This is a genomic window from Natronoarchaeum sp. GCM10025321 (assembly GCF_042663585.1).
Lineage (GTDB): Archaea > Halobacteriota > Halobacteria > Halobacteriales > Natronoarchaeaceae > Natranaeroarchaeum.
The window spans coordinates 1,092,018-1,113,645 of record NZ_JBHTAN010000006.1 but is presented as its reverse complement, the minus strand read 5'-3'; the positions used below and the strand labels follow the sequence as shown (position 1 = coordinate 1,113,645).

Annotated in this window: 18 protein-coding genes and 1 tRNA gene; 9 read left to right on the top strand and 10 right to left on the bottom strand. The window is 63.1% G+C overall.

The window, feature by feature from the left end:
• Both gyrB and gyrA read left to right on the top strand, forming a co-directional pair.
• Positions 1 to 3,213, top strand: a complete 3,213-nt coding sequence (gene gyrB / locus ACFQL3_RS08520) for a DNA topoisomerase (ATP-hydrolyzing) subunit B (RefSeq protein WP_377053255.1) — start codon at positions 1 to 3, stop codon at positions 3,211 to 3,213.
• A gap of 13 nt (positions 3,214 to 3,226) precedes the next feature.
• The gene (gyrA, locus tag ACFQL3_RS08515) at positions 3,227 to 5,692 is read left to right on the top strand and encodes a DNA gyrase subunit A (protein WP_377053253.1); all 2,466 of its coding nucleotides are present in this window, start codon (positions 3,227 to 3,229) and stop codon (positions 5,690 to 5,692) included.
• 1 nt (position 5,693) lies between these two features.
• Here gyrA and rocF read toward each other — a convergent pair whose 3' ends face one another.
• Positions 5,694 to 6,605, bottom strand: a complete 912-nt coding sequence (gene rocF / locus ACFQL3_RS08510) for an arginase (RefSeq protein WP_377053251.1) — start codon at positions 6,603 to 6,605, stop codon at positions 5,694 to 5,696.
• A gap of 112 nt (positions 6,606 to 6,717) precedes the next feature.
• Between rocF and ACFQL3_RS08505 the strand changes: the two genes are divergently transcribed.
• From ACFQL3_RS08505 to ACFQL3_RS08495, 3 genes are all read left to right on the top strand, one after another.
• Positions 6,718 to 7,398, top strand: coding sequence for a metal-dependent transcriptional regulator (locus ACFQL3_RS08505; RefSeq protein WP_377053249.1), 681 nt, complete (start codon positions 6,718 to 6,720; stop codon positions 7,396 to 7,398).
• Between the two features lie 146 nt (positions 7,399 to 7,544).
• On the top strand, positions 7,545 to 8,078 hold the full coding sequence (locus ACFQL3_RS08500) for a TrmB family transcriptional regulator (RefSeq protein ID WP_377053247.1): 534 nt from the start codon (positions 7,545 to 7,547) through the stop codon (positions 8,076 to 8,078).
• Between the two features lie 109 nt (positions 8,079 to 8,187).
• On the top strand, positions 8,188 to 9,342 hold the full coding sequence (locus ACFQL3_RS08495) for an NAD(P)/FAD-dependent oxidoreductase (RefSeq protein ID WP_377053245.1): 1,155 nt from the start codon (positions 8,188 to 8,190) through the stop codon (positions 9,340 to 9,342).
• On the opposite strand, the gene ACFQL3_RS08490 is transcribed toward ACFQL3_RS08495, so the two are convergent.
• The 3 genes from ACFQL3_RS08490 to ACFQL3_RS08480 form a co-directional block, all read right to left on the bottom strand.
• Complete coding sequence (locus ACFQL3_RS08490) at positions 9,337 to 10,197, bottom strand: nucleoside phosphorylase (protein WP_377053243.1); 861 nt, start codon at positions 10,195 to 10,197, stop codon at positions 9,337 to 9,339. The two genes, ACFQL3_RS08495 and ACFQL3_RS08490, sit on opposite strands and share 6 nt — an antisense overlap.
• Positions 10,198 to 10,242: 45 nt before the next feature.
• Entirely contained in the window at positions 10,243 to 10,629 is a 387-nt protein-coding gene (cdd, locus tag ACFQL3_RS08485) for a cytidine deaminase (RefSeq protein ID WP_377053241.1), read from the bottom strand.
• A gap of 68 nt (positions 10,630 to 10,697) precedes the next feature.
• On the bottom strand, positions 10,698 to 12,092 hold the full coding sequence (locus ACFQL3_RS08480; RefSeq protein ID WP_377053239.1) for a phosphomannomutase: 1,395 nt from the start codon (positions 12,090 to 12,092) through the stop codon (positions 10,698 to 10,700).
• 99 nt (positions 12,093 to 12,191) lie between these two features.
• On the opposite strand from ACFQL3_RS08480, the gene ACFQL3_RS08475 reads away from it, so the two are divergent.
• Together ACFQL3_RS08475 and ACFQL3_RS08470 are read left to right on the top strand one after the other, a co-directional pair.
• A complete protein-coding gene (locus ACFQL3_RS08475; RefSeq protein ID WP_377053237.1) occupies positions 12,192 to 12,941 on the top strand; it encodes a hypothetical protein in 750 nt (249 codons plus the stop codon).
• A gap of 53 nt (positions 12,942 to 12,994) precedes the next feature.
• Positions 12,995 to 13,078, top strand: a tRNA-Ser gene (locus ACFQL3_RS08470).
• Between the two features lie 159 nt (positions 13,079 to 13,237).
• Here the strand turns inward: ACFQL3_RS08470 and ACFQL3_RS08465 are convergent.
• Entirely contained in the window at positions 13,238 to 14,023 is a 786-nt protein-coding gene (locus ACFQL3_RS08465) for a helix-turn-helix transcriptional regulator (RefSeq protein ID WP_377053235.1), read from the bottom strand.
• A gap of 210 nt (positions 14,024 to 14,233) precedes the next feature.
• Between ACFQL3_RS08465 and ACFQL3_RS08460 the strand changes: the two genes are divergently transcribed.
• Complete coding sequence (locus ACFQL3_RS08460; protein ID WP_377053233.1) at positions 14,234 to 14,809, top strand: response regulator; 576 nt, start codon at positions 14,234 to 14,236, stop codon at positions 14,807 to 14,809.
• A gap of 87 nt (positions 14,810 to 14,896) precedes the next feature.
• Here the strand turns inward: ACFQL3_RS08460 and citE are convergent, their stop codons facing one another.
• The 5 genes from citE to glmS are packed head-to-tail and all read right to left on the bottom strand — an operon-like array spanning position 14,897 to position 20,221.
• Entirely contained in the window at positions 14,897 to 15,931 is a 1,035-nt protein-coding gene (gene citE, locus ACFQL3_RS08455) for an L-malyl-CoA/beta-methylmalyl-CoA lyase (protein ID WP_377053231.1), read from the bottom strand.
• Complete coding sequence (gene mch, locus ACFQL3_RS08450; protein WP_377053229.1) at positions 15,928 to 17,040, bottom strand: 2-methylfumaryl-CoA hydratase; 1,113 nt, start codon at positions 17,038 to 17,040, stop codon at positions 15,928 to 15,930. The genes citE and mch overlap by 4 nt, the downstream gene beginning before the upstream one ends.
• 25 nt (positions 17,041 to 17,065) lie before the next feature.
• Complete coding sequence (locus ACFQL3_RS08445) at positions 17,066 to 18,340, bottom strand: methylaspartate ammonia-lyase (protein WP_377053227.1); 1,275 nt, start codon at positions 18,338 to 18,340, stop codon at positions 17,066 to 17,068.
• 1 nt (position 18,341) lies between these two features.
• Positions 18,342 to 19,775, bottom strand: coding sequence for a methylaspartate mutase subunit E (locus ACFQL3_RS08440; protein WP_377053225.1), 1,434 nt, complete (start codon positions 19,773 to 19,775; stop codon positions 18,342 to 18,344).
• 5 nt (positions 19,776 to 19,780) lie between these two features.
• On the bottom strand, positions 19,781 to 20,221 hold the full coding sequence (gene glmS / locus ACFQL3_RS08435; RefSeq protein WP_377053223.1) for a methylaspartate mutase subunit S: 441 nt from the start codon (positions 20,219 to 20,221) through the stop codon (positions 19,781 to 19,783).
• Between the two features lie 183 nt (positions 20,222 to 20,404).
• Between glmS and mct the strand changes: the two genes are divergently transcribed.
• The gene (gene mct / locus ACFQL3_RS08430; protein WP_377053221.1) at positions 20,405 to 21,592 is read left to right on the top strand and encodes a succinyl-CoA:mesaconate CoA-transferase; all 1,188 of its coding nucleotides are present in this window, start codon (positions 20,405 to 20,407) and stop codon (positions 21,590 to 21,592) included.
• Positions 21,593 to 21,628: the final 36 nt, after the last annotated feature.

The following is a 21,628-nucleotide window of genomic DNA, read 5'->3' as shown; positions in this document are numbered from 1 at the left end:
ATGTCCAATGAAACGGAGTACGGCGCTGGACAGATACAGGTCCTCGAAGGACTCCAGGCTGTCCAAAAGCGCCCTGCGATGTATATCGGTTCTACAGATTCTCGGGGGTTGCATCATCTCGTCTATGAGGTGGTCGACAACTCCATCGACGAGGCACTTGCGGGCCACTGTGACTCGATTACGGTGACGATCCACGACGACGAGTCGGTCTCTATCCGCGACGACGGTCGTGGGATCCCGGTCGATACTCACGAGAAGCACGACCGGCCAGCGCTGGAGGTCATCATGACCGTCCTCCACGCCGGCGGGAAGTTCGACAACAAGTCCTACCAGGTCTCCGGTGGGCTTCACGGCGTCGGCGTAAGCGTCGTGAACGCCCTCTCGAAGTGGCTCGAAGTCGAGGTACGCCGTGACGGTGCCGTCTGGAAACAGCGGTTCGACCACGGCGAACCCGAGTACGATATCAAGCGCGTACGCGATCTGGAACCCTCGGAGGAGACCGGAACGGAGATCCGTTTCTGGCCCGACGACGAGATATTCGAGACCGGGGATTTCGAGTTCTCGACCCTCGCAAATCGGCTCCGGGAACTCGCCTTCCTCAACTCCGGCGTCGAAATCTCACTGCAGGACGACCGCGACGGGGGCGAGGAATCGTTCTGTTACGAAGGCGGCATCCGCGAGTTCGTCGAGTATCTCAACGAGACGAAGACGAACCTCCACGAGGACATCATCTACTTCGAGGCCGAAGAGGACGATATCCAGGTGGAGGTCGCGATGCAGGCGACCGACGAACTACAGGGATCGATCCACGCCTTCGCGAACAACATCAACACGCGAGAGGGTGGAACCCATCTGACCGGGTTCAAGACGGCGCTGACGCGGATCGTCAACGACTACGCGAAAGAGAACAACCTGCTCAAAGACCTCGACGAGAACCTCAAAGGCGACGACATTCGCGAAGGTCTGACCGCAGTCGTCTCGATCAAACATCCCGACCCGCAGTTCGAGGGGCAGACGAAGACGAAACTCGGTAACAGCGAGGTCCGTGGGATCGTGGAGGGAACGGTGCACGACGGTCTCGGCACGTATTTCGAGGAGAACCCGGACACCGCAGAAGCCGTCGTCTCGAAGGCCGTCGAAGCGGCCAAAGCGCGGAAAGCCGCCAAGAAGGCCGAAGAGCTGACACGCCGCAAGAGCGCGCTCGAATCGACCGCGCTGCCGGGCAAACTGGCCGACTGCCAGAGCCGCGACCCCGAGGACTCCGAACTGTTCATCGTGGAGGGCGACAGCGCCGGCGGTTGCTTTACCGGTGATACTGAAGTTGCACTGGCCTCAGGACGTTCAGTCTCATTCGAGCAACTCGTCGAGGAGTACGAGAACGGCCGACGCCACTACTGCTACACAGTCGAGGACGACGGGAAAATCGGCATCGGTCGGGTCGAACACCCCCGCGTCACGAAAGAAGATGCTGAGCTTGTCGAAGTCACGCTGGACAATGGCGAGTCAATTCGATGTACCCCGGACCACGAGTTCATGCTCAGAGACGGCAGCTACTGTGAGGCTGCTGACCTCGATGCGGGTCAGTCTCTGATGCCTCTGTACCGGAAGGCGTCCGATACGGATAAAGAGAACATCACCATTGACGGCTACGAGATGGTAAAACAGCCAGTCATGCGTGACTTCTGGGAGTTCACCCACTTGCTCGCTGATCGGTTCAATCTTGAAAACGGAACCTACAGCCCGGATGAAGGAGATCATAAACATCACGTCGACTTCGATAAGCGAAACAACCGCCCTGACAACATAGAACGGCTCTCGCATGACGAACACATGGAGCTTCACCGAGAACACGCGGCGGAGACGCTTCACACGGAGGAAGTGTGGGAGAAGCTCCGAGAATTACGACAATCCGAGGAGTTCCGGGCGATGATGAGCGAGCGGATGCAACGAGATGAAACGGTTGAGATCCTACGCGAACAGGCCAAAAAACAGTGGGAAGACGACGAGTACAAGGCCTATATGATGGACGCGTGGCAAGAGTACTACGATAATAACCCTGACTATAGAGAGCGGGTCCACCAACGTCTCACAGAGGAAGCACGAGAGTACTGGTCGGACGAGCAAAACCGAAAGGAACAGTCCGACCGTGTGAAAGAGTACTTCCAGAACAACCCAGAGGCAGTAAAAAAGCGACGAAAAGAAGCACTTGAGCAGTGGGACGACGAAGAACTTCTGGAGTGGCGAAGTCAGAAGACTGAGGAGCAGTGGACCGAGGAGTTCCGAGAACAACGGATGGAAGCGTACAACGAAACCTACTACGAGAACACCATCCCGTTCATGCAGGAGATTCTCGAATCAAAAGGATCTCTCGAAAACTATGACAAGTTACGACGAGAGGAGGACGATCCGAATGTCCTGACCAAAGCGACGACTATCGAGAAGTTCTTCGAGGACGAGTCGGCGATGATAGAGGCTGTCGAATCCCATAATCACACTGTCCAATCCGTCGAACAACTTGATGTGACCGAGGATGTCTACGATATTGAAGTACCCGGAACCCATAACTTCGCTCTCGAATCGGGGGTGTTCGTGCACAACAGTGCCAAACAGGGCCGTAATCCCGAGTTTCAGGCGATCCTTCCCCTCGGTGGGAAGATTCTGAACGTCGAGAAGCACCGCCTCGACCGGATCCTCGAAAACGACGAGATCCGGAACATGATCACCGCTATCGGTGCGGGGATCGGTGACGAGTTCGACATCGAGGACGTGCGCTACGAGAAGATCATCCTCATGGTCGACGCCGACGTGGACGGCGCGCACATCCGGACGCTACTGCTAACGCTGTTCTACCGGCATCTGAAGCCGCTGCTCGAAGCCGGCTACGTCTATGCCGCACAGCCACCCCTGTACCGCATCCGGTACAACGGCAACACCTACGACGCGATGACCGAGGCCGAACGCGAGGAGATCGTCGAGGAGAAGTGTAACGGCAACCCCACGCAGGTCCAGCGGTTCAAAGGACTGGGCGAGATGAACCCGAAACAGCTCTGGCAGACGACGATGAATCCCGAAAACCGCGTCCTCAAGCAGATCAATATCGAGGACGCTGCGGCCGCGGACAAGATGTTCTCGGTCCTGATGGGCGACGCCGTCGAGCCACGCAAGGAGTTCATCAAGGAACACGCGCCGGAGGCAGAGTGGGTAGACATCTAATGGAGGTTCTAGTATGAGTTCAGACGTTCCCGATCCAGCAGACGCAGACGCCGACGCCGCTCGCGTAGAGCGCGTTCGCGTCGAAGACGAAATGGAGCAGAGCTACATCGACTACGCGATGAGCGTCATCGCGGGCCGCGCGCTGCCGGACGTCCGAGACGGGCTTAAACCCGTCCACCGGCGGATCCTCTACGCCATGAACGAGATGGGAGTCAGCAGCGGCTCCTCGCACCGCAAGTCCTCCTCAGTTATCGGAGAGACGATGGGTGATTACCACCCCCACGGTGATCAGGCGATCTACGACACGCTGGTCCGGATGGCACAGGACTTCTCGATGCGACATCCGCTTATCGACGGTCAGGGTAACTTCGGCTCGATGGACGGTGACCCGGCCGCAGCCATGCGGTATACAGAGGCGCGGATGGACTCGCTTGCCGAGGAGTTACTCGAAGACATCGACAAAGACACTGTCGACTTCAAGCCCAACTACGACGACCGGCTAACCGAACCGGAGGTTCTGCCCTCCGCGTTCCCGAACCTGCTCGTCAACGGCTCTTCGGGGATCGCAGTCGGGATGAGTACGAACATCCCGCCGCACAACCTCGGGGAGGTCATCGACGCGACGGTCGAACTGATCGACAATCCCGACGTCGGAGTCGACGGGCTAATGGAACACATCAAGGCCCCGGACTTCCCGACCGGCGCGAACATCGTCGGCCGCGACGCGATCTATTCGGCGTACTCTACCGGCCGCGGGCGACTTCGCGTGCGTGCCGAGATGGAAGTCGAGGAGACCGACACGGGCCGCGACCGGATCGTTGTCACCGAGATCCCGTTCCAGGAGAACAAGGCGCGAATGGTCGAGCGGATCGCCGAGGACATCAACGAAGGAAAGATCGAGGGTGTCAGCGACCTGCGTGACGAGTCCGATCGGAACGGCGTCCGCGTCGTCATCGAGTGCAAGCGCGGCGCGAACGTCGACCTCGTCAAGAATCAGCTACTCGAAAGCCACCTCGAACGGACCTTCGGCGTTATCAACCTCGCGCTGGTCGACGGCCAGCCACGAGTCCTGACGCTCAAGGAAACGCTCGAACACTACGTCGACCACCGCAAGGAGGTCGTCAGACGCCGTAGCGAGTACGACCTGGCCGAGGCGGAGGACCGTGCACACATCCTCGAAGGCCGACTCCACGCGCTCGAACACGTCGAGGACGTCGTCGAAACGATCCAGAACTCCGAGGACCGCGACACGGCGAAAGCCCAACTACGCGAACAGTACGAGTTCTCCGAGGAGCAGGCAAACCACGTCGTCCGGATGCAACTCGGTAGCCTGACCTCGCTCGAAGCCGAGGAGATCAAGCGGGAACACGAGTCCGTCCAGGAGACCATCGAGCGACTGGAGACGATCCTCGAGGACGAAAGCGAACTGCTGGAGGTTATCAAGACCGAACTGCGAGAGATCAAAGACGAGTATGCGAACGACCGGCGGACGAGCATCGTCGAGGACGTCGGGACGGTCACCCACGAGGACCTCATCGCCGAGGAGGACGTCTTCGTCGTTATCACCGAAGACGACTACGTCAAGCGGATGCCCGCCGCCAACTTCGATCCCCAGGGTCGCGGCGGCAAGGGGATCATCGGCGCGGACGTCAAAGACGAGGACCGGGTGTCGAAGGTGTTCCGCGCGAGCACCCACGACTACCTACTCTGTTTCACCAACCACGGACAGGTCTATCAGCTAAAGGCCTACGAGATCCCCGAGATGGGCCGGACTGCCCGCGGGAAGTCCGCGATCAACCTCATCGACCTCGACGACGAGGAGGAGATCACCGCCGTCGTGGCGACGGACGACTTCGAGTCCGACGAGTGCGTGACACTCTGTACTCGGGACGGCTACGTGAAACGGACCGCGGCCACGGAGTTCGAGAACGTCCTCTCGACGGGGATCATCGCGGCGAACCTGGAAGACGGCGACGAACTCGTCGACGTCGCAGTGACGGATGGCTCCAAGGATATCGTCCTGGCGACCGAGGGCGGGATGACCATCCGCTTCGACGTCAACGACGTCCGGAAGATGGGTCGGAACACCCGCGGTGTCGGCGGTATCAAGCTACAGGAGGACGACGCCGTTGCCGGCCTCGTCGCCACCGACGAGGACGACGAGAACGCGCTGTTGACCGTCACCCGAAACGGCTACGGGAAGCGGACCCAGCTATCGGAGTATCGTACCCAGTCACGGTACGGCAAGGGGCTTATCGACATCAAGACCGGCGAGCGTAACGGGCCGGTGACGACTGTCAAGTCCGTCAGTCCGGACGACCATCTCGTCCTGATGAGCGAACGCGGCCAGATCATGCGGATCCCTGCCGCGGACATCTCCGAAGTCGGCCGGAACACGATGGGCGTGACGGTGATGGAAGTCGATGATGACGACGCCGTCGCGAGCGTGGACGTGCTCCCATCCAGCGACGGCGAGTAAACTAGTAGATCCGTTTGCCGAGCGCACTCGTCGCCAACTCGGTGGCGAGGTCTGCGGTCTCGTTCTGTTCGTCCAGTATCGGATTGACCTCGACTACTTCGATAGAGCGAAGCGTGGACCCGTCATCGTCCCGCGCCGCGACCTGCTCCATGGCGGCGTGTGCTTCCCGATACGTGACGCCCCCGCGGACTGGCGTTCCGACGCCCGGTGCAATCTGGGGATCTAGCCAGTCCATATCGAGGCTGACGTGGAACCCATCGACCCCGTCTGTCGCGATATCCAGCGCTTCCTGCACGACGTCCGTGAGTCCGCGGGTGTCGATATCGGACATGGTGAACACGGTGATATCGCTCTCACGGAGGTGCTCGCGTTCGTTCTCGTCGAGGGTTCTGACGCCGACGAGTGCGACGTTTTCCTCGCTGAGTCCCTCCGTTCTGGCCCACTCCATCGATTCGAACTCGCCGTGGCCCAGCAATGCGGCGAGGGGCATACCGTGAACGTTCCCTGATGGTGTGGTGCTGGGCGTGTTGAAATCGCCGTGTGCGTCGAACCAGACTGCGCCAAGCGCCGAGTCACGCGCGGCACCGTTGACCGTGCCGATTGCGACGGAGTGATCGCCGCCCAGAAGAAGCGGTATCTCGCCGTCGTCGACAGCGTCGCCTACTTCGGCGCTGACGCGCTCACAGACCTCCCGCGTCTCGTCGAGATGGCGCGCGTTCGGGTCGGTGGTTCGCTCGTCCTCGGCGGCCGTTCGGGCCACGAAGAGGTCGCCAACGTCGGTCGTCTGTCGATTGGAGGCGTCGAGTTGGTCAACTAGCCCGGCGTATCTGATCGCCGACGGCCCCATGTCGACACCACGCCTGTTGGTTCCGTAGTCCGTCGGTGCGCCGATAATCCGAACGGTGCGTTTCATACACGGTTTTACACAAACCGGCGATTTAGTAGTACTGTCGTGAAAAGACCCGTCTAGCGATGGTTGCCCTGACGGTAGATATACAAGTTAGCCACGTCTAATTACTGCAACGATGATGCTCAGCGACGTCATGGAGGATTATCTGAAGGTGATCTACCACCTCCAGCAAGAGCGAGACGGCCGGATCAAGACCTCGGAGATTGCTGAGTATCTCGACGTTACGTCCCCGACTGTCACCAGTATGATCGACAAACTGAGCGAACGGGGTCTCGTCGAGCGCGAGAAGTACAAGGGTGTCGAACTGAGCGAGGAGGGCGAGCGGGTGGCACTGGAAGTCGTCCGCCACCACCGCTTGCTCGAAGCGTATCTGACCGACGAACTGGATTACGACTGGAGCGAGGTCCACGAGGAAGCCGACCGCCTCGAACACCACATCAGCGAGAAGTTCGAAGAGCGCGTCGTCGAGGCACTCGGGGACCCGGAGGTCGACCCACACGGCGACCCGATTCCCAACGCCGAACTCGAACCCCCCGTCGAGCGCGACGGGCGTGGGCTAATCGAGTTCGAGGAGGGTGACAGCGTGGTCGTCGACCGGATCAGCGACCGTGACCCCTCGGTTCTGCAGTATCTGTCGGAACACGACATCGATCCCGGCGTGGAACTAACGATCGATGAGATCGCACCGTTCGGAATGGTGACCGTACAGGTGGGCGGAGGGACAGTCTCGCTCCCCGAACGGATCGCGGCGAACGTCGAAGTCGACCGGACATCGACTGCACGATTGACGAACTAGCCGCAACCGGGACGCTATTCGGAAAGTACAACGTCTGTTTGACGTGCATCCTAGATGGATTATTTTTTTGAATTGACGCTACTATATTCGAAATGATAACGGTGCTATTCGCCGCATTTAAGAGGATCTGTTCCGAATAATTGGCTATGTCATCGATTGAACTGACTCCCAGCCAGAAGACCATCCTTACTGCCCTGGTCAACCTTCACGGGGAGACCGAAGACGCAGTCAAAGGAGAAGATATCGCGGACGAGGTCGACCGCAACCCGGGGACGATCCGTAACCAGATGCAGAGTCTGAAAGCACTCCAACTCGTCGAGGGTGTACCCGGACCGAAAGGCGGCTACAAGCCGACGGCTACCGCGTTCGAGGCGCTCGACATCCAGCGAATGGACGAACCGGCCTCCGTACCCCTCGCACACGAGGGCGAACCGGTCGAAGAAGCAAACATTAGCGAGATCAACCTCAGCAGCGTCCATCACCCCGAACTCTGTCGCGCCGAGATCCACCTCCAGGGCTCGTCGCGGGACATCCACGAGGGTGACGACGTCACCGTCGGTCCGACGCCGCTCTCGAAACTGCTCATCGAAGGAACAGTTGACGGGAAAGACGACACCAACAATATCCTCATCCTCCAGCTGAACGAGATGGTCGCTCCGGCCGAAGAGCCCGAGCACTAGCGCTTTCTTCTCTCTTTGCGTTTCGAGTTTCCGGACAGCCTATGGTACATTGTCACTACCCAAACTGTGATGCAAAGGGTTTGTATCCAAGGGTTGCTGAGTAGCATCCATGACGGACACGGTCGTTGTACTCGGTGCCGGCTATGCGGGCGCTGGCGCAGTACAACAACTCGAAAAAGAGCTGAGTGGCACTGCCGATATTGTCTGGATCTCGGACACCGATTATCATCTCGTTCTACACGAATCCCATCGCTGTATCCGCAACCCAGCAGTTCAGGAGAGCATCAAGATCCCTGTCGACGAGATCAAATCTCCAGGAACGGAGTTTATTCAGGAAGAAGTCACGGGCCTCGACGTCGACGACCGAGAGATCGAACTCTCCGACGGGGAGACGGTCGATTACGACTACGCGCTCGTTGCACTGGGAAGCCAGACTGCGTACTACGGCATTCCCGGCCTCGAAGAGCACTCCCTGACGCTCAAGAGTCTCGACGACGCGCTGGAGATCCACGAGCAGGTTACGGCCGCCGCCAAGGATGCGACCCGAAACGATCCCGCCCACGTCGTCGTCGGCGGTGCCGGACTCTCGGGCATCCAGATCGCCGGTGAGGTCGCGGAGTTCCGCGACATCCACAACGCGCCGATCGAGATCACGCTCGTCGAAGCCCTCGAAGATATCTTCCCGTCGGGATCGGACGCCATCCAGCAGGCACTCCGGGAGGAACTCGAAGAGGCCGGAGTCGAAATTATGACGGACGACCCGATCACGGAAGCCAACGAGGCGACGATCCATTTCGACGAGGGCGAACCGATCGACTACGATGTCTTCGTCTGGACCGGCGGTATCACCGGGCGCGACGCACTCGACAATGCGGAGGTCGAGAAAGAGCACAATCGTGTCAACGCCGAGTCGACGTTCGAGACGAGCGACGACCGCGTCTTTGCGATCGGTGACAGCGCGATCATCGAACAGGGCAACCAGCCCGCGCCGCCGACGGCTCAGGCGGCCTGGCAGGCAGCGGAAGTCGCCGGTGAGAACCTCGCCCGAGCGGTCAATAATCGGCCTCTAAAGACCTGGACACACCACGACAAAGGAACGGTCATCTCGGTCGGCGAGGACGCCGTTGCAAGCGACGTCATGTACATGCCCATCGAGACATTTGGCTCGGTGCCCGCACAGACGCTCAAGAAGTTCATCGCCGCCCGCTGGATCGCGGATCTGACCTCCTGGTCCCGCGCCAGAGAGGCCTGGAGCGACCTATAGCGACAGTCCGGCGTGCCAGCGGTCGACATCCTGCTCAGCCTTGATCCGGTCCATCCTCGCCAGCAGTTTAACCGCCAGCGACGCCGTTTCCGCGGCTCTAGCCTCCCCCTCAGTCCTGAACTCACCGGTCTCCCGGTTGGCGTAGACGGTACAGACCGCACCTGCTCTCAGCCCGTAGACGTTCGCCAGCGTCAGGATCGCACTGGCCTCCATCTCGATGTTGGCGACGTTGGCCTCGCGTAGATCGTCGATCAGTTGAGTGCTTCCGGCGGCCTCGAAGCCGTCGAAGCCGGGTCGTCCCTGCCCGGCGTAGAAACTGTCGGCGCTCATCGTCACGCCGGTATGATACGTGTGTCCGAGCCGTTCAGCGGCGGCGATCAGCGCAGAAACGACCTCGTGGTCCGCGGCCGCGGGGTAGTCCTCCCGGACGTACTCGTCGCTGGTCCCTTCCTGTCTGACTGCGCCCGTCGTGATGATCAGGTCGCCGACCGACATCTCCGGCTGGAGCGCGCCACAGGAGCCGACCCGGATGAACGTCTCGACGCCGGTCCTGGCCAGTTCCTCGACCGCGATGGCCGTCGATGGGGAGCCGATTCCCGTCGAGGTGACGCTGATCGACGCTCCCTCGTACTGTCCCGTCGAGGTGACGTACTCGCGGTGGCGGCCGACCTCCTCGCTGTCGTCCCAGAAGCCGGTGATCGTCGGGACGCGCTCGGGGTTGCCCGGCAGCAAGACCGCGTCGGCGACGTCGTCCGGCCCGACTTCGAGGTGGTACTGCTGTTCGTCGTTCGGATCCTCGCTGTCGCCGGGGACGCCGACATCCCCGGTCGCGCTGTCGTCTGTCTCGTCGCTCATAAACCGACGTTTCTTGCCAGCCAGTAAATAGCCCGGTGTCGAACGCTACTCCAGCATTCCGCGGTGGATCGTGTTCGGGATCAGTTCCCCGAGGGTATACTCCGAGACGGTATCGCCCTCGTCGCACAGGATTTCGAGGTCCTCCGGGCAGAACTCGGCGAGGCTTTGCCGGCACATCCCACACGGAGTCACGCCGTCTTCCTCGCTCGAACTGACGGCTATCCGGTCGAACTCCCGGTAGCCCTCCCGGACCGCTTCGGACAGCGCGAGTTCCTCGGCGTGAACGCTGTTCGAGTAGTTCGCGTTCTCGATGTTACAGCCAGTAAAGAGCGTGCCGTCGCTCGTTTCGAGCGCTGCGCCAACCGCATACTCGGAGTAGGGTGCGTACGACGCCTCACGCGCTTCGCGGGCGAGTTCGATCAGGTCGTCCATGGCGCGGAGTAGACGGAGTAGTCACAAGTAGCCTGCGGCAGAGAGTAAGGGACGTCCAGTTCGGCGGTCTACTCGCTCGCTGCGATGCACTCCTCGACGACGCCCCGCGTCGTCTCGACCAGAGCATCGATATCGTCGCTCTCGGCATAAAACCGGATGTACTCCTCCGTGCCGCTGGGACGGACGAGCACCCACGACGCGTCCGGCAACTCTATGCGGACACCGTACTCGGTCGAGACGTCGCCCTCGGGGAACTGTTCGGGGAGTTCCCGTTCGATTCGCTCCATCGCCTGTGATTTGACCCCGTCGGGACAGGGAACGCTGACCTTCCGGTAGGGACGTTCGGTGATCGGTTCGATAAGCGTCGCCACGTCGCCGGCCTCCGCGACGAGGCCGGAGAGCACGGCGGCACTGGCGACGCCGTCGATCCAGCCGCCAAGTGCCGTGTGGACGTGTTTCCAGGGCTCTGCAGCAAAGACGACCTCGGTCTCGTCGGTTCCGGCGTCGCGCTCGCGGGCGATGCCCTCGTGCAGTGCACCGAGTCGAACCCGTTCGGTCCGACCGCCCTGATCGCGGGCCGCCTCGTCGATTCGGGCGGAGGCGTTCGGCGTCGTGACGACGACAGGATCCTCGTTCATGCTCGCTTTGACGTAGTGACGCGCCAGGACGGCGAGTATAGTATCCTCGTGGACGACATCACCGTCCGGCCCGACGATCACGATTCGGTCGCCGTCGCCGTCGTGGCCGATACCGAGGTCGAAGTCGCCGTCGCGGACGAATCTACGCAGATCGCCGAGCGTCTCGGGGGTCGGCTTGCTCTCGCGGCCGGGGAAGGTCCCGTCTACGTTCGCGTTCAGGGTGACGACGTGGGCACCGAGCGCGCGGAGCACTTGCGGCGTCGCGACGCTCGCCACGCCGTTCCCACAATCGACGACGACTGAGACGCCAGAGAGCGGTTCCTCGGCCCCTCCCAGCGTCTCGGCGGCGTACTCGGTGATCCGGTCGCGGTAGGTCGCCAGTTCGTCGGCGGTTCGCGTCGTCCCGAACTCGGTCCACTCGGTCGGTTCACTGGTGTCGGTGACGAGTCGCTCGATCCGTCCCTCCGCGGCGCTGTCGAACTCCTCGCCGTCGGTAAAGAGTTTGATACCGTTGTCTGTCGGCGGGTTGTGGCTTGCGGTGATCATGACGCCGTAGCGCCCCTGCGAACAGTAGGCAAGTCCCGGCGTCGGCAGTTCGCCCACCCGGAGCACATCGACGCCACCGCTGGTCAGGCCAGCCTCGACGGCGGCAGCGAGGGATTGGCTGGTCTCGCGGCCGTCCCAACCGAGGGTCACTACCGGCGGTGTTCCGGTCTCGCTCTCTCGAATATACCTGCCGACCGCCTGCCCGACCGAAAGTGCGAGTTTCGGCGTGACCCGGTCGCGAGCTGGTCCTCGTATCCCTGCCGTCCCGAACAGATCCATGTGTACACGTCCGGACCGGGTCTACCTAAACACCGGCGGAACGACACGAGGACGGATCGAACGGCGAGGTTTAAAACCGACTGGCCGGTATGGCGTAGTATGACCGTGGTTGCCGTTCCCGCGACGCTGCCTCGCCCTGAACTCGTGCTGAAAGATCTCCCCGATACGTCGCCGTTGTCGGCCGACGAGGCCGCCGACCTCTACGCGGCGATGTTCAAAGACGTCGTGCGCGCTATCGACGCGAGTGGGGGCGAAGCACTCGTCAACTACCGCGCGGCGGCGGACCTGCCGGATCGGTACGACGCCGGCCCCGAGGCCGAACTTCGCGCGCTCGCCGCCGAGGCAGTCGAGGATATCGGCGAGATCCGCTTCGAGGTGCAGGTCGGGTCGAACCGGGCCGCACGCGTCGGGAACACCATCACTCACCTCCTCGACGAGGAGGGCGTCCGCTCCGCGGCGATCGCCGATCCGGCCGCGCCGCTGCTCGGTCGGGCACATATCGACAGCGCGGCGATGAAACTCCGAACCAACGAACTCGTGCTCGGTCCGGCGTCGAGCGGTCGAGTCTACTTCGCCGGCTTCACCGAACCGGTCGATTTCGAGGACGTCTACCGCACGCCAGCCCTCGAAACGTTCTCGACGCGCGGTAGCGATGCCGGTCACGATATCGAGTTCATCGAGTCGCTCCCGCTGCTCGAAGACGGCGACGACCTCCTGACGCTCTGGTCGCGGATCCGTTCGCGCGTCACGGCCCAGCGCGTCGTCCCGAAGTACACGACGGAACATCTCGACGAACTTGGACTCTACGTCACTGAGAAGGATGGAGACGCAGTACTGACTCGCGAGTGAGTATCGGTGGAATCCGTTAGGTCTTAACCGCCCGCCCGTATACTGGTAGTTGTGGTGGGGTGGCAGAGCGGCCTATTGCGCCTGCCTTGAGAGCAGGTATCCTCACGGATTCCTGGGTTCAAATCCCAGCCCCACCGCTTCTGCGAGGAACAGTGGTGACGAGCGAAGCATCCGTGCTGGGATTTGAACTACGCAAACGCTCGCTGACGCTCACGTTTGCCATCGAGTTCAAATCCCGAAATAACGTCGTCGTTCGACGTCCGGTCTTAACAGCCTTCTCCCCCTCTGTGAGGTCGTCACCGAGTAGTGTCGTAGGCCCCTTGCTCGGTGACCGGCGTTGCTCGTTCGCGGACCTGCTCGTACTGCTCGGTCGCCCACTCGACGGCGGCGTCGGACTCGTTGATAATCAGGCCATTGATACCCTGGTCGGTGTAGACGACGAGGCCCGCGTGAGAGTCGTCGCCGATCCAGAGGCCGTATTCGTACGGAATCGGTCCGTGGAAGACCCGTAGCGACTCCCGCTGGGCAGCCGGCCGGTTGTCGGGCGGGTACAGCGTCGTGAGTTGCTCGTAGATATCCTCGGTCATCACCAGTTCGACGGTCGTGTCGGTCTCCGCCGCCTGCTCGGGGACCGTATCGGCGTAGCCTGACACTGCCCGGGGGGCAAAGCCCCTGATCCGATCGGCGTCGCCGATGCGCGTGATGAACTGCTGGACGACCGCATCCGGCACCGGGTCCGTTGCCTCGTGTGCGACGGCACCGTTCAGCATGGCTGGCGCGATGCTCTCGGCGTCCGAGAGCGGAGCGAGGATGTCTCCGACCGCCTGCACACCGTCCAGTGACCCGAGAAATCGGCCATAGCTATCGTGGGCATAGTGACCGACGGTGGTGGCACGCCATTTACCCTCCTCGTAGGCGACGAGGCCTGCCCCCTCGAGTTCGCGGACGATGTCGTCGAGCGTGGATCGTGGGGTATCGAGACGGTCGACTAGTTCTCCTTTCGGTCCCGGTGCTTCGACGATGGCATCTAGACAGTCCCAGCGTCGGTGGATGATCCCGGCGATTTCGTGTATCCCTAACATGTTTTTCAGTACTGCACCCTGTGTGCTACCGAGAGTTTCGCACCCCTGGTCGTCGTTGGTAGCCCTGTGACGGGTTCGGTAGCTACCGACTAAGTGGGCTATTACGTATGGTGCCTAATATAAGATTGGTCCCCGACAAACGCTCGGCCCTCTGAATGAAGCAGGTCCGTAGTGCCCATGGTTACTTGTCATATCAGGCCAAACTCTCCGATGATGGAGACGACGGCAGATCCGGGAGCGTCCGTCCTGGTCGTCGACGACGAGCAACGGTTGGCTGACCTCTACGCGTCCCATCTTCAGACGACGTACCGAGTAGAGACAGCCTACAGCGGTGCCGAAGCGCTCGAACTGATCGACGACGAGTTCGACGTCGTACTTCTCGACCGACGGATGCCGGAACTACCGGGCGATCAACTCCTCGACCGGATCAGAGCCGAGGGGTACAGCGGGAGAGTCGTGATGGTTACCGCCGCCGACCCCGATTTCGACATCGTCGACATGCCCTTCGACGAGTACGTCATCAAGCCCGTAACTGGGGAGGAGATCCGTGACGTGGTCGAGGCCCAACTGTTGTTGGACTCCTACGAGATGCGTCTCAACGAGTACTTCCGACTCAAATCGAAGCTACGAACGCTCGAAGGCTCGAAGCCCCGATTCGAGCTAGAAGACGACGACCGCTACGAGGAACTGACCGTGCTCGCAACGTCGATCAAGGAGGATCTCGAAGATATGCTGGCCGAACACGACGAACTCGGGTTCGCGGATGGCGAGTTCCTCGACGGCTGAGACCGCCGTTCTACCGGATCACAGATGCGGGAGTATCGTTCGAGAGCCAGCTACAGCATCTGCAGTTGCGAATCCACCCGTCAGAGTTCACCAGTCCGTATCCAGATCAAGCGCCCGCGACAGAAGCCGGTCGTCGTATCTGGCGGCCGTCTGCTCGGGACGCGTCTCATCGATGCGGCGGACCGTCTCGACGGTGTTTGCGAAGTTCTTGAACGTCGCCTCGTCGACCATCTGCCCGTCCACGGAGACCGCGCCGGTGCCGGTCGATTTGGCCTCCTCGAACGCCTCGATGCGCCCGACGTCGCGCCGTAGTTCCGACTCCCGCGGCATGTGAATCCGGTTCGCCTGTGCGGTCTGATTGGGATGCAACGACCAGCTCCCGTCGAGCCCGACCGTCGCCTCGCGCTCGACCTGCTCGGCGTAGGCGTCGCCGTTATAAAACTGGACGCCGGCGCGCTCGCGGTACAGTTGGTCGAAGGGGCCGCCGATCGCCAGCAGGCCGCCCGCGCTGGCCTCGTTCGAGAGCCGTTCGAGCAGGCCGGGCCAGGCCGGCCGTCCCTCGTCCAGTTCGCGCCCGCCGAGTTCAGCCGTGTAATCGACGGGCCCGAAGACGAGCGCGGCGAGGCGGCCCTCGCCCAGCCGTGCGATGCGGTTGAGATCCGACACTGCTCGCGCCGTCTCGACGATGATGGCGAGTTCGATCGATCCGGCCTCGTAGCCGTACGACGTTTCGTACTCCTCGATCGCCGACGCCGCAGCGCGGACGTCCTCGACGCGGCCCACCTTCGGGACGACGACGCCGTCCATCCGGTCGCCGACCGAGCGGACGAGTGTCTCGATCTCCTGGCGACCCCGCTCGCGGGCCGTCTCGCTGTCGTAGCCCCACTGCACGCGGGGCCAGAGTTCGCCGGGGAAGGCGTCGCCGTGCTCTCCGAGTAGCTCGATAGTGTTTTCCAGTGCGGCGTCTTTCATCTCCGGTGCCGTGCCGTCCTCGATGTCCGGAACGAGCCAGTCGGGTAGCTGGAACCCCTCGGCGGTGAGTCCCGAGCGGAGGTACTTCGCCGAGTCCTCGCGGGGGACGGCGGCCGGTGCGGTCTGGAACGTGCGACAGAGTCGTGTCATCGGTGGGTTCTGGTTTCGATTAGTGCGGTTCGACGGCCGGAGTAGACCGGCTCGTCGTGCTGATTGAACGCGAGATGCTCGAAGGTGACCTGTCCGGCGCGGCCGGGATCGGTGTTCTCTGGAATCGCTACGGTCGGCGTCGCCGCCGTGTCGAGGACGCGAGTGAAGCCGTAGATGGTGTCCCCTGCGGTGACGAAGTCGTGGAACCGCTCGTCCTCGCACCGGAGCTCGCGGTAGGTCCGCTCGTCCGAGCGGGCGTGCCCGAGCGCTATCGAGCGTGTCACGTCGCCGTAGGTAACCGGCTCGCCGGAGGGAGAATCGGCCATCGCCGAAGCGTCGTGGTGCTGTTTTGCGGTGTTGAGCGTCGCAAGCGGGAGACCAGCGACGAGCAGGTCGTCCTGGGTTCGGCCGCGCTCGTGGCGATAGGCCACCGTAGCGTCGCGGCCGGCGACCTCGCCCAGCGCCGCGCGGAAGTCCTCGAAGTACGGCCCGTCGGGCGCGATCAGTTCCTCTGGTAGGTCCGGCGTATTGCGCTCGGTCTCTCCCTGCGAGTCGGCCTCCTCGCCGTCGGTCTCGACCGGCTCACGGCGGGGCACCATGTTCGTCCGGCGGTACGACAGCAGGGGCTCCTCGGTCGTCGCGTCGTAGCCGTGAGTCTCCCAGGTCACGATGCCGTAGGCGGGTCGGGAGCTAGAGGCCGTCGTTTCGAGCACCTCTGACTCCACGCGGAGTTCGGTGCCCGGGTAGACGGCGTCGGTGTGATACTGTACGTCGGTTCGGCCCAGGAAGTAGCCCCCCTCCTCGCTGAGGTCTTCGACGGTCGGGCCCATCACGGCCGCAAGCAGGTAGTCGGGGTGGATCGGCGGCTCCTCGTAGCCCAGTGCGGCAGCGGCGTCCGAGCGCCAGTAGGCTGGATCGTGGTTCAGCGTCTGGCTCATCCAGCGGTCGTTACCGGCACGCGTGAGCCTGAGTCCGGGCGCGTGAGCGATCGAGTCGCCCTCCGCGAACCCCTCGAAGTACGTGCCTTTCTCGAGCGTCTCGGCGCGCTCCAGGGCGCTCTGAAACGTCTCGGTGTCGGTCCAGTCGGTCGGTTCTGTGGTATCCGTCATCGTCTGTGGTTGAGTGTCGGTCGCATCAGTCGGTCGTCGGTGCCCCGACGGGGTCCTCCCGCCGTCGCCGCGCCAGTGTCCGCCGCATCTCGTTGGTCACGATCATGTACCCCTCGTCGAACCCCATGCCGGGCTTTGCTAGCACCTGCGCGGCGTCGGTAGCGAGCGCGACGTGTGCGCACGCTCTGGCGGATATCTCCGTCTCGTTGCAGCTCCCACCGAGGTACGCACGGGTGTCGGTGTCGCGGCAGTACTCCACTGCTCTGGCGCTGTGCTGGATCCCGCCGAGATCCGGCGTCTTGATCTGAACGACGTCCGCCGCGCCAGCGTCGACGAACGCGCGGACGTCCCCGGCGGTGTTACACCACTCGTCGGCGACGATGTCGACGTCGACGCCAGCCTCGGCCAGCCCGTCGCGAAGCGTCGCCATCGCCCGGATCTGTTCGGCACGGCTGCCGGCGTCCATCGGTCCCTCGATCTGGAGCGGGTACGGGTCAGCAGCGGCCTGTAACTCGCTGAAGTACTCGGCGAGTTCGGCCCGGTCGTACGGGGGGCCGAAGACCTCGCCGATGATGCCGTAGACGTCGACGTGGAAGCGCGGATCGTACCCCGCCGGGCCGAGGTCGTCGACGCGGTCGGCGAGCCACGCGAGGTACTCCCGGAGCCGTTTGCCGTCCGGGCCGAGCTTTTCGACGCTGTTGAACAGTCCGTGCGGGAGCACCGGAACGCCCTTGAGCAGCATCTTCTCGGCGTTGGCTCGCCGGTCGTCGCCGGACTGCCCGAACACGGGCACAGGCTCGGTCGCCGGCGTGGTCCCGAGCGCCTCCGCGAGGACGTCCGTCGGGGTGGTTCGCCGGGCGGTCGCGGCGGCATCGAGCAGCGCCTGCGAGACGCCGTACCTGACCGCGGTGTGGAGCGCGCCGCCGTCGCCATGGACCGCCGGCAGTGCCTCGATCACTGCGACGTTGTCCGCGAACGCGTCCGGATCCCGGCGGACGAGTTCGTCCGCGACAGACCCCCTAACGACATCACGGTACGTCTCCGCCCGGAAGAGTGGATCGCGCCCCCCGGCACCGGAGTACTGGACCGCGGCGCAGTCCCCGACGGCGACCGAGCCGTCGCTTAGCTCCAGTTCGACCGTCAGCGCCTCGCCGGCCTGCCGGATGCTGTCGAACCCCGGCGTAACAGGTTCGCCGCGGTAGCCGAAACCGTCCTGCTCCGCGCCGCGTTTGATCGCCCGCTGGTCGTCGAAAAAGAACCCCGACACGGTGGGGACGGCGCGAACGCGTTCGATCCGCATCTCAGTCACCCCCCGTGGGACGGCCGATCAGCCGACCGTCGCTGATCGCATCGACGTCGTCGGCGACCATCCGGAACGACTGGTCGCGCCCTTCCGTTTCCGCCCGGGCGTCGAGCCGGTTGTGATGGATCTCCCTGATCTCCTCGCCGACCGCCAGTTCGCCGAACTCGAAGATCCGGACGCGGCCGTCGTCGTCTCGCGCCGGCAGAACCGCCCCCTGCGCGCTGTCGCTCGGCGCGAACGGGACGTCGAGTTCGCCGGAGTCGAAGGCATTGATCGTCCCCTGGGCAACATCGCCGTCGCCCGCGGCCTCAACGGCGTCGATCAGTTCGCGGGTCGCACGCTCGATCAACTCGCGCTCGCGCTCGACGCCGTCGAGCCGGACGTCCTGCTCGATCATCATGTCGATCAGCTGTCGCGTGGTGCGGAGTCCGGCGGCATTCGCCTCCTTTGTCGGGACGCCCTGGAACTCCTGTGGTGACTTGGTGATGACCTTGTCGGGCTGTGCAACGGCGGCCGTTGCGCCGCCGAGCCCGATGACGCCGTTCGCCCGGGCCTCGTCCGGCGGGAACCCGCCCATCCATTCGTGGAACACCGTCGTCACCGTCACCTCGTCGGGCAGGTACTCCTCGCCGAGCGAGCGGAGCGACCGGAGCGCCGCGACGTCTTGAACGAGGTTGCCGACCTGTCCGTAGCCGAGCGTGAGCGAGCGGACGCCCTGCGTCGCAGCGAGTTTGCCCTCCAGCAGCATCACCGCGATGGCGATAGAGGGCGGAACGAGCGTCCCGGTCAGCGGACCGAACGGCTCGCGATTGATGCGGACGCCGCGCTCGGTGTACGCCCCGGCCAGCCGATCGACGAACTGCCAGTGCTCGATCGTCTCGGCGAGATCGTGTTCTTTGGTGTAGGGGATATTGTAGGAGATCGGACCGCCCTCGAAGCTCTGGAAGCCGCCCGCGAACGTGATGGCGGCGAGCAGTCGGGCGTCCGGCGTCCCGTGGCGCACCTCGACCGGCGCGTCGGTCGCGAGGATCAGTTCTCGACAGCCCTCGACGCCGTGGTTTACCGCGGGGAAGCCGTTGAGCGTGGCCTCGCCTGTCTCCCGTGCGTCGCTGAGACCGTCTTCGGCCTTCCCGTACTCGTTGTCGCGGGTGTACGAATCGATCGTCGTCGGCAGCAGGTCCGCGCTCCCGGCCGATCGGAGATGCTCCAGGAGGTCGATCTGGTCGTCCAGCAACGGCACGCCGGCACGGGGCTGTAACAGCGGCCTGTCGGCCGACTCGAGTACCGTCGCGAACTGCTTCTCTCGCGGGAGCGACTCGTGGAACTCGATGGCTTCCTCGAACGCCGCGGCAGCGCCGGTCGGCCAGTTCTCCCGGACGCGCTCGTCGATGCGTTGCAACTCGTCGGATGGCATGCATTCGTCCCGTAGCATCCGTATTAGCCTCTGATCGGGGGGTTCTCCGGCTCTGTGGCTGCGATCTGGAGATCGCGCCGGAGCGCGGCGATAGCCTCCTCCGGATCCGTCTCCGAATCGAAGACCCGGTTGAACCCGAGCTCCCGGAACTCCCGTCGGGTCTGCTCGAAGTCGTCCTGCCCGACGGCGAGATTGCCGCCGATGTAGGTGACGACGTCGAGGTCAGCCGCGGCGATCCGTTCGTGGAAGCCCTGACAGTCCTGACTGGCGTGACCGTACATCGACGAGACCAGTACCGCGCTGGCGTCCTCGCGGCTCGCTGCTTCAACGAACTCAGCCTGAGAGGTCTGGACGCCGAGGTTGACGACGTCGAACCCTGCCGCTTGCAAAGCCTGCTCGAGGATCGTGATGCCGACGACGTGTGCGTCGGACCCGATCACGCCGAGGATGACTGTCTTTTGCATGTCGGTATCGAAGTCGTTGACCGAGGCGGACTTAAACTTAATGATTTTTCATGATGTTACTCTCGAAGGATCCTTATACACACCCAATGTGAACCAGTACATACCCACAGAAATCCGAACGTTCGACGTATTCTTAATGATTAATCCATAAGGTTTTTTGACCACCTCCCCGAGCGCCGAACCATGGGTGCGCTAGACGATCTGTACGTTCTCGACCTGACACAGGTGCTCGCCGGCCCGTACTGCACGATGTTGCTCGCGGACATGGGCGCGGAGGTCGTAAAGATAGAGCGACCGGGCGGGGACCTGATCAGGTCGAACCCGCCGTTCTACGACGACCCCGACGCGGAGGCCTACGGCGGCTACTTCCAGAGCGTTAACCGGGGGAAGGAGAGCCTCGAACTCGACCTCGGCGAGGACGAGGACCGCGAGGCGTTCCTCTCGCTCGTCGAAAAAGCCGACGTCGTAGTCGAGAACTATCGGGCGGGGACGATGGAGAAGTTCGACCTCGGCTACGAACGACTCCGCGAGCACAACCCCGGCCTCGTCTACAGCGCCATCCGTGGCTTCGGCGACCCCCGCACCGGCGAGACCGACCGACAGGGCCAGCCCTCCTTCGACCTGATCGCGCAGGCGCTCGGCGGCGTGATGGAGATCACCGGCGAGGAGGACGGGCCTCCGACGAAGGTCGGGCCGGGCGTCGGCGACCTCTTTACAGCCGCACTCAACGCCGTCGGGATCCTCGCGGCGCTCCACCACCGCGAGCGAACCGGCGAGGGACAGTTCGTCGACACCGCGATGTACGACAGCATGATCAGCCTCTGTGAGCGCACCGTCTACCAGTACTCCTACGGGGACGAAGCGCCGACTCGTCAGGGCAACTCCCATCCGACGCTGTTCCCGTACGACGCCTTCGAAACGACTGACGGCTACGTCGTCATCGCGGCGTTCGGGACGAACCACTGGCAACAGCTCTGTACGGCGATGGACCGCCCAGCGCTCGCCGAGGAGTACCCCAACCGCGCCAGTCGGCTTGCACACCGGGAGACGCTTCGGGAGGCAATCGCGTCGTGGACCCGCGAGCACGACACCGAGACGGTTCTCTCGGCGCTATCCGGGATCCCTGTCGCGCCGGTGCAGGACGTCGCGGACGTCTTTGCGGACGACCACGTCCACGACCGTGACATGCTCGTCGACGTCGCCCAGCCAGGCACCGAGTCGTCGGTCACCGTCGCCGGCAACCCGATCAAGATGACGCGAACCCCGCCGGACCCGGGTTACCGTGCCCCACTGCTCGACGAGAATCGAGCGGAACTACTCGACGAGCAAGTGCGGGCGTCGACCCGCCGACCGACGCCGAGCGACGAGTAGGGATCCCTACCCGGCAAAGGGTTCAAGTGGTCGTCA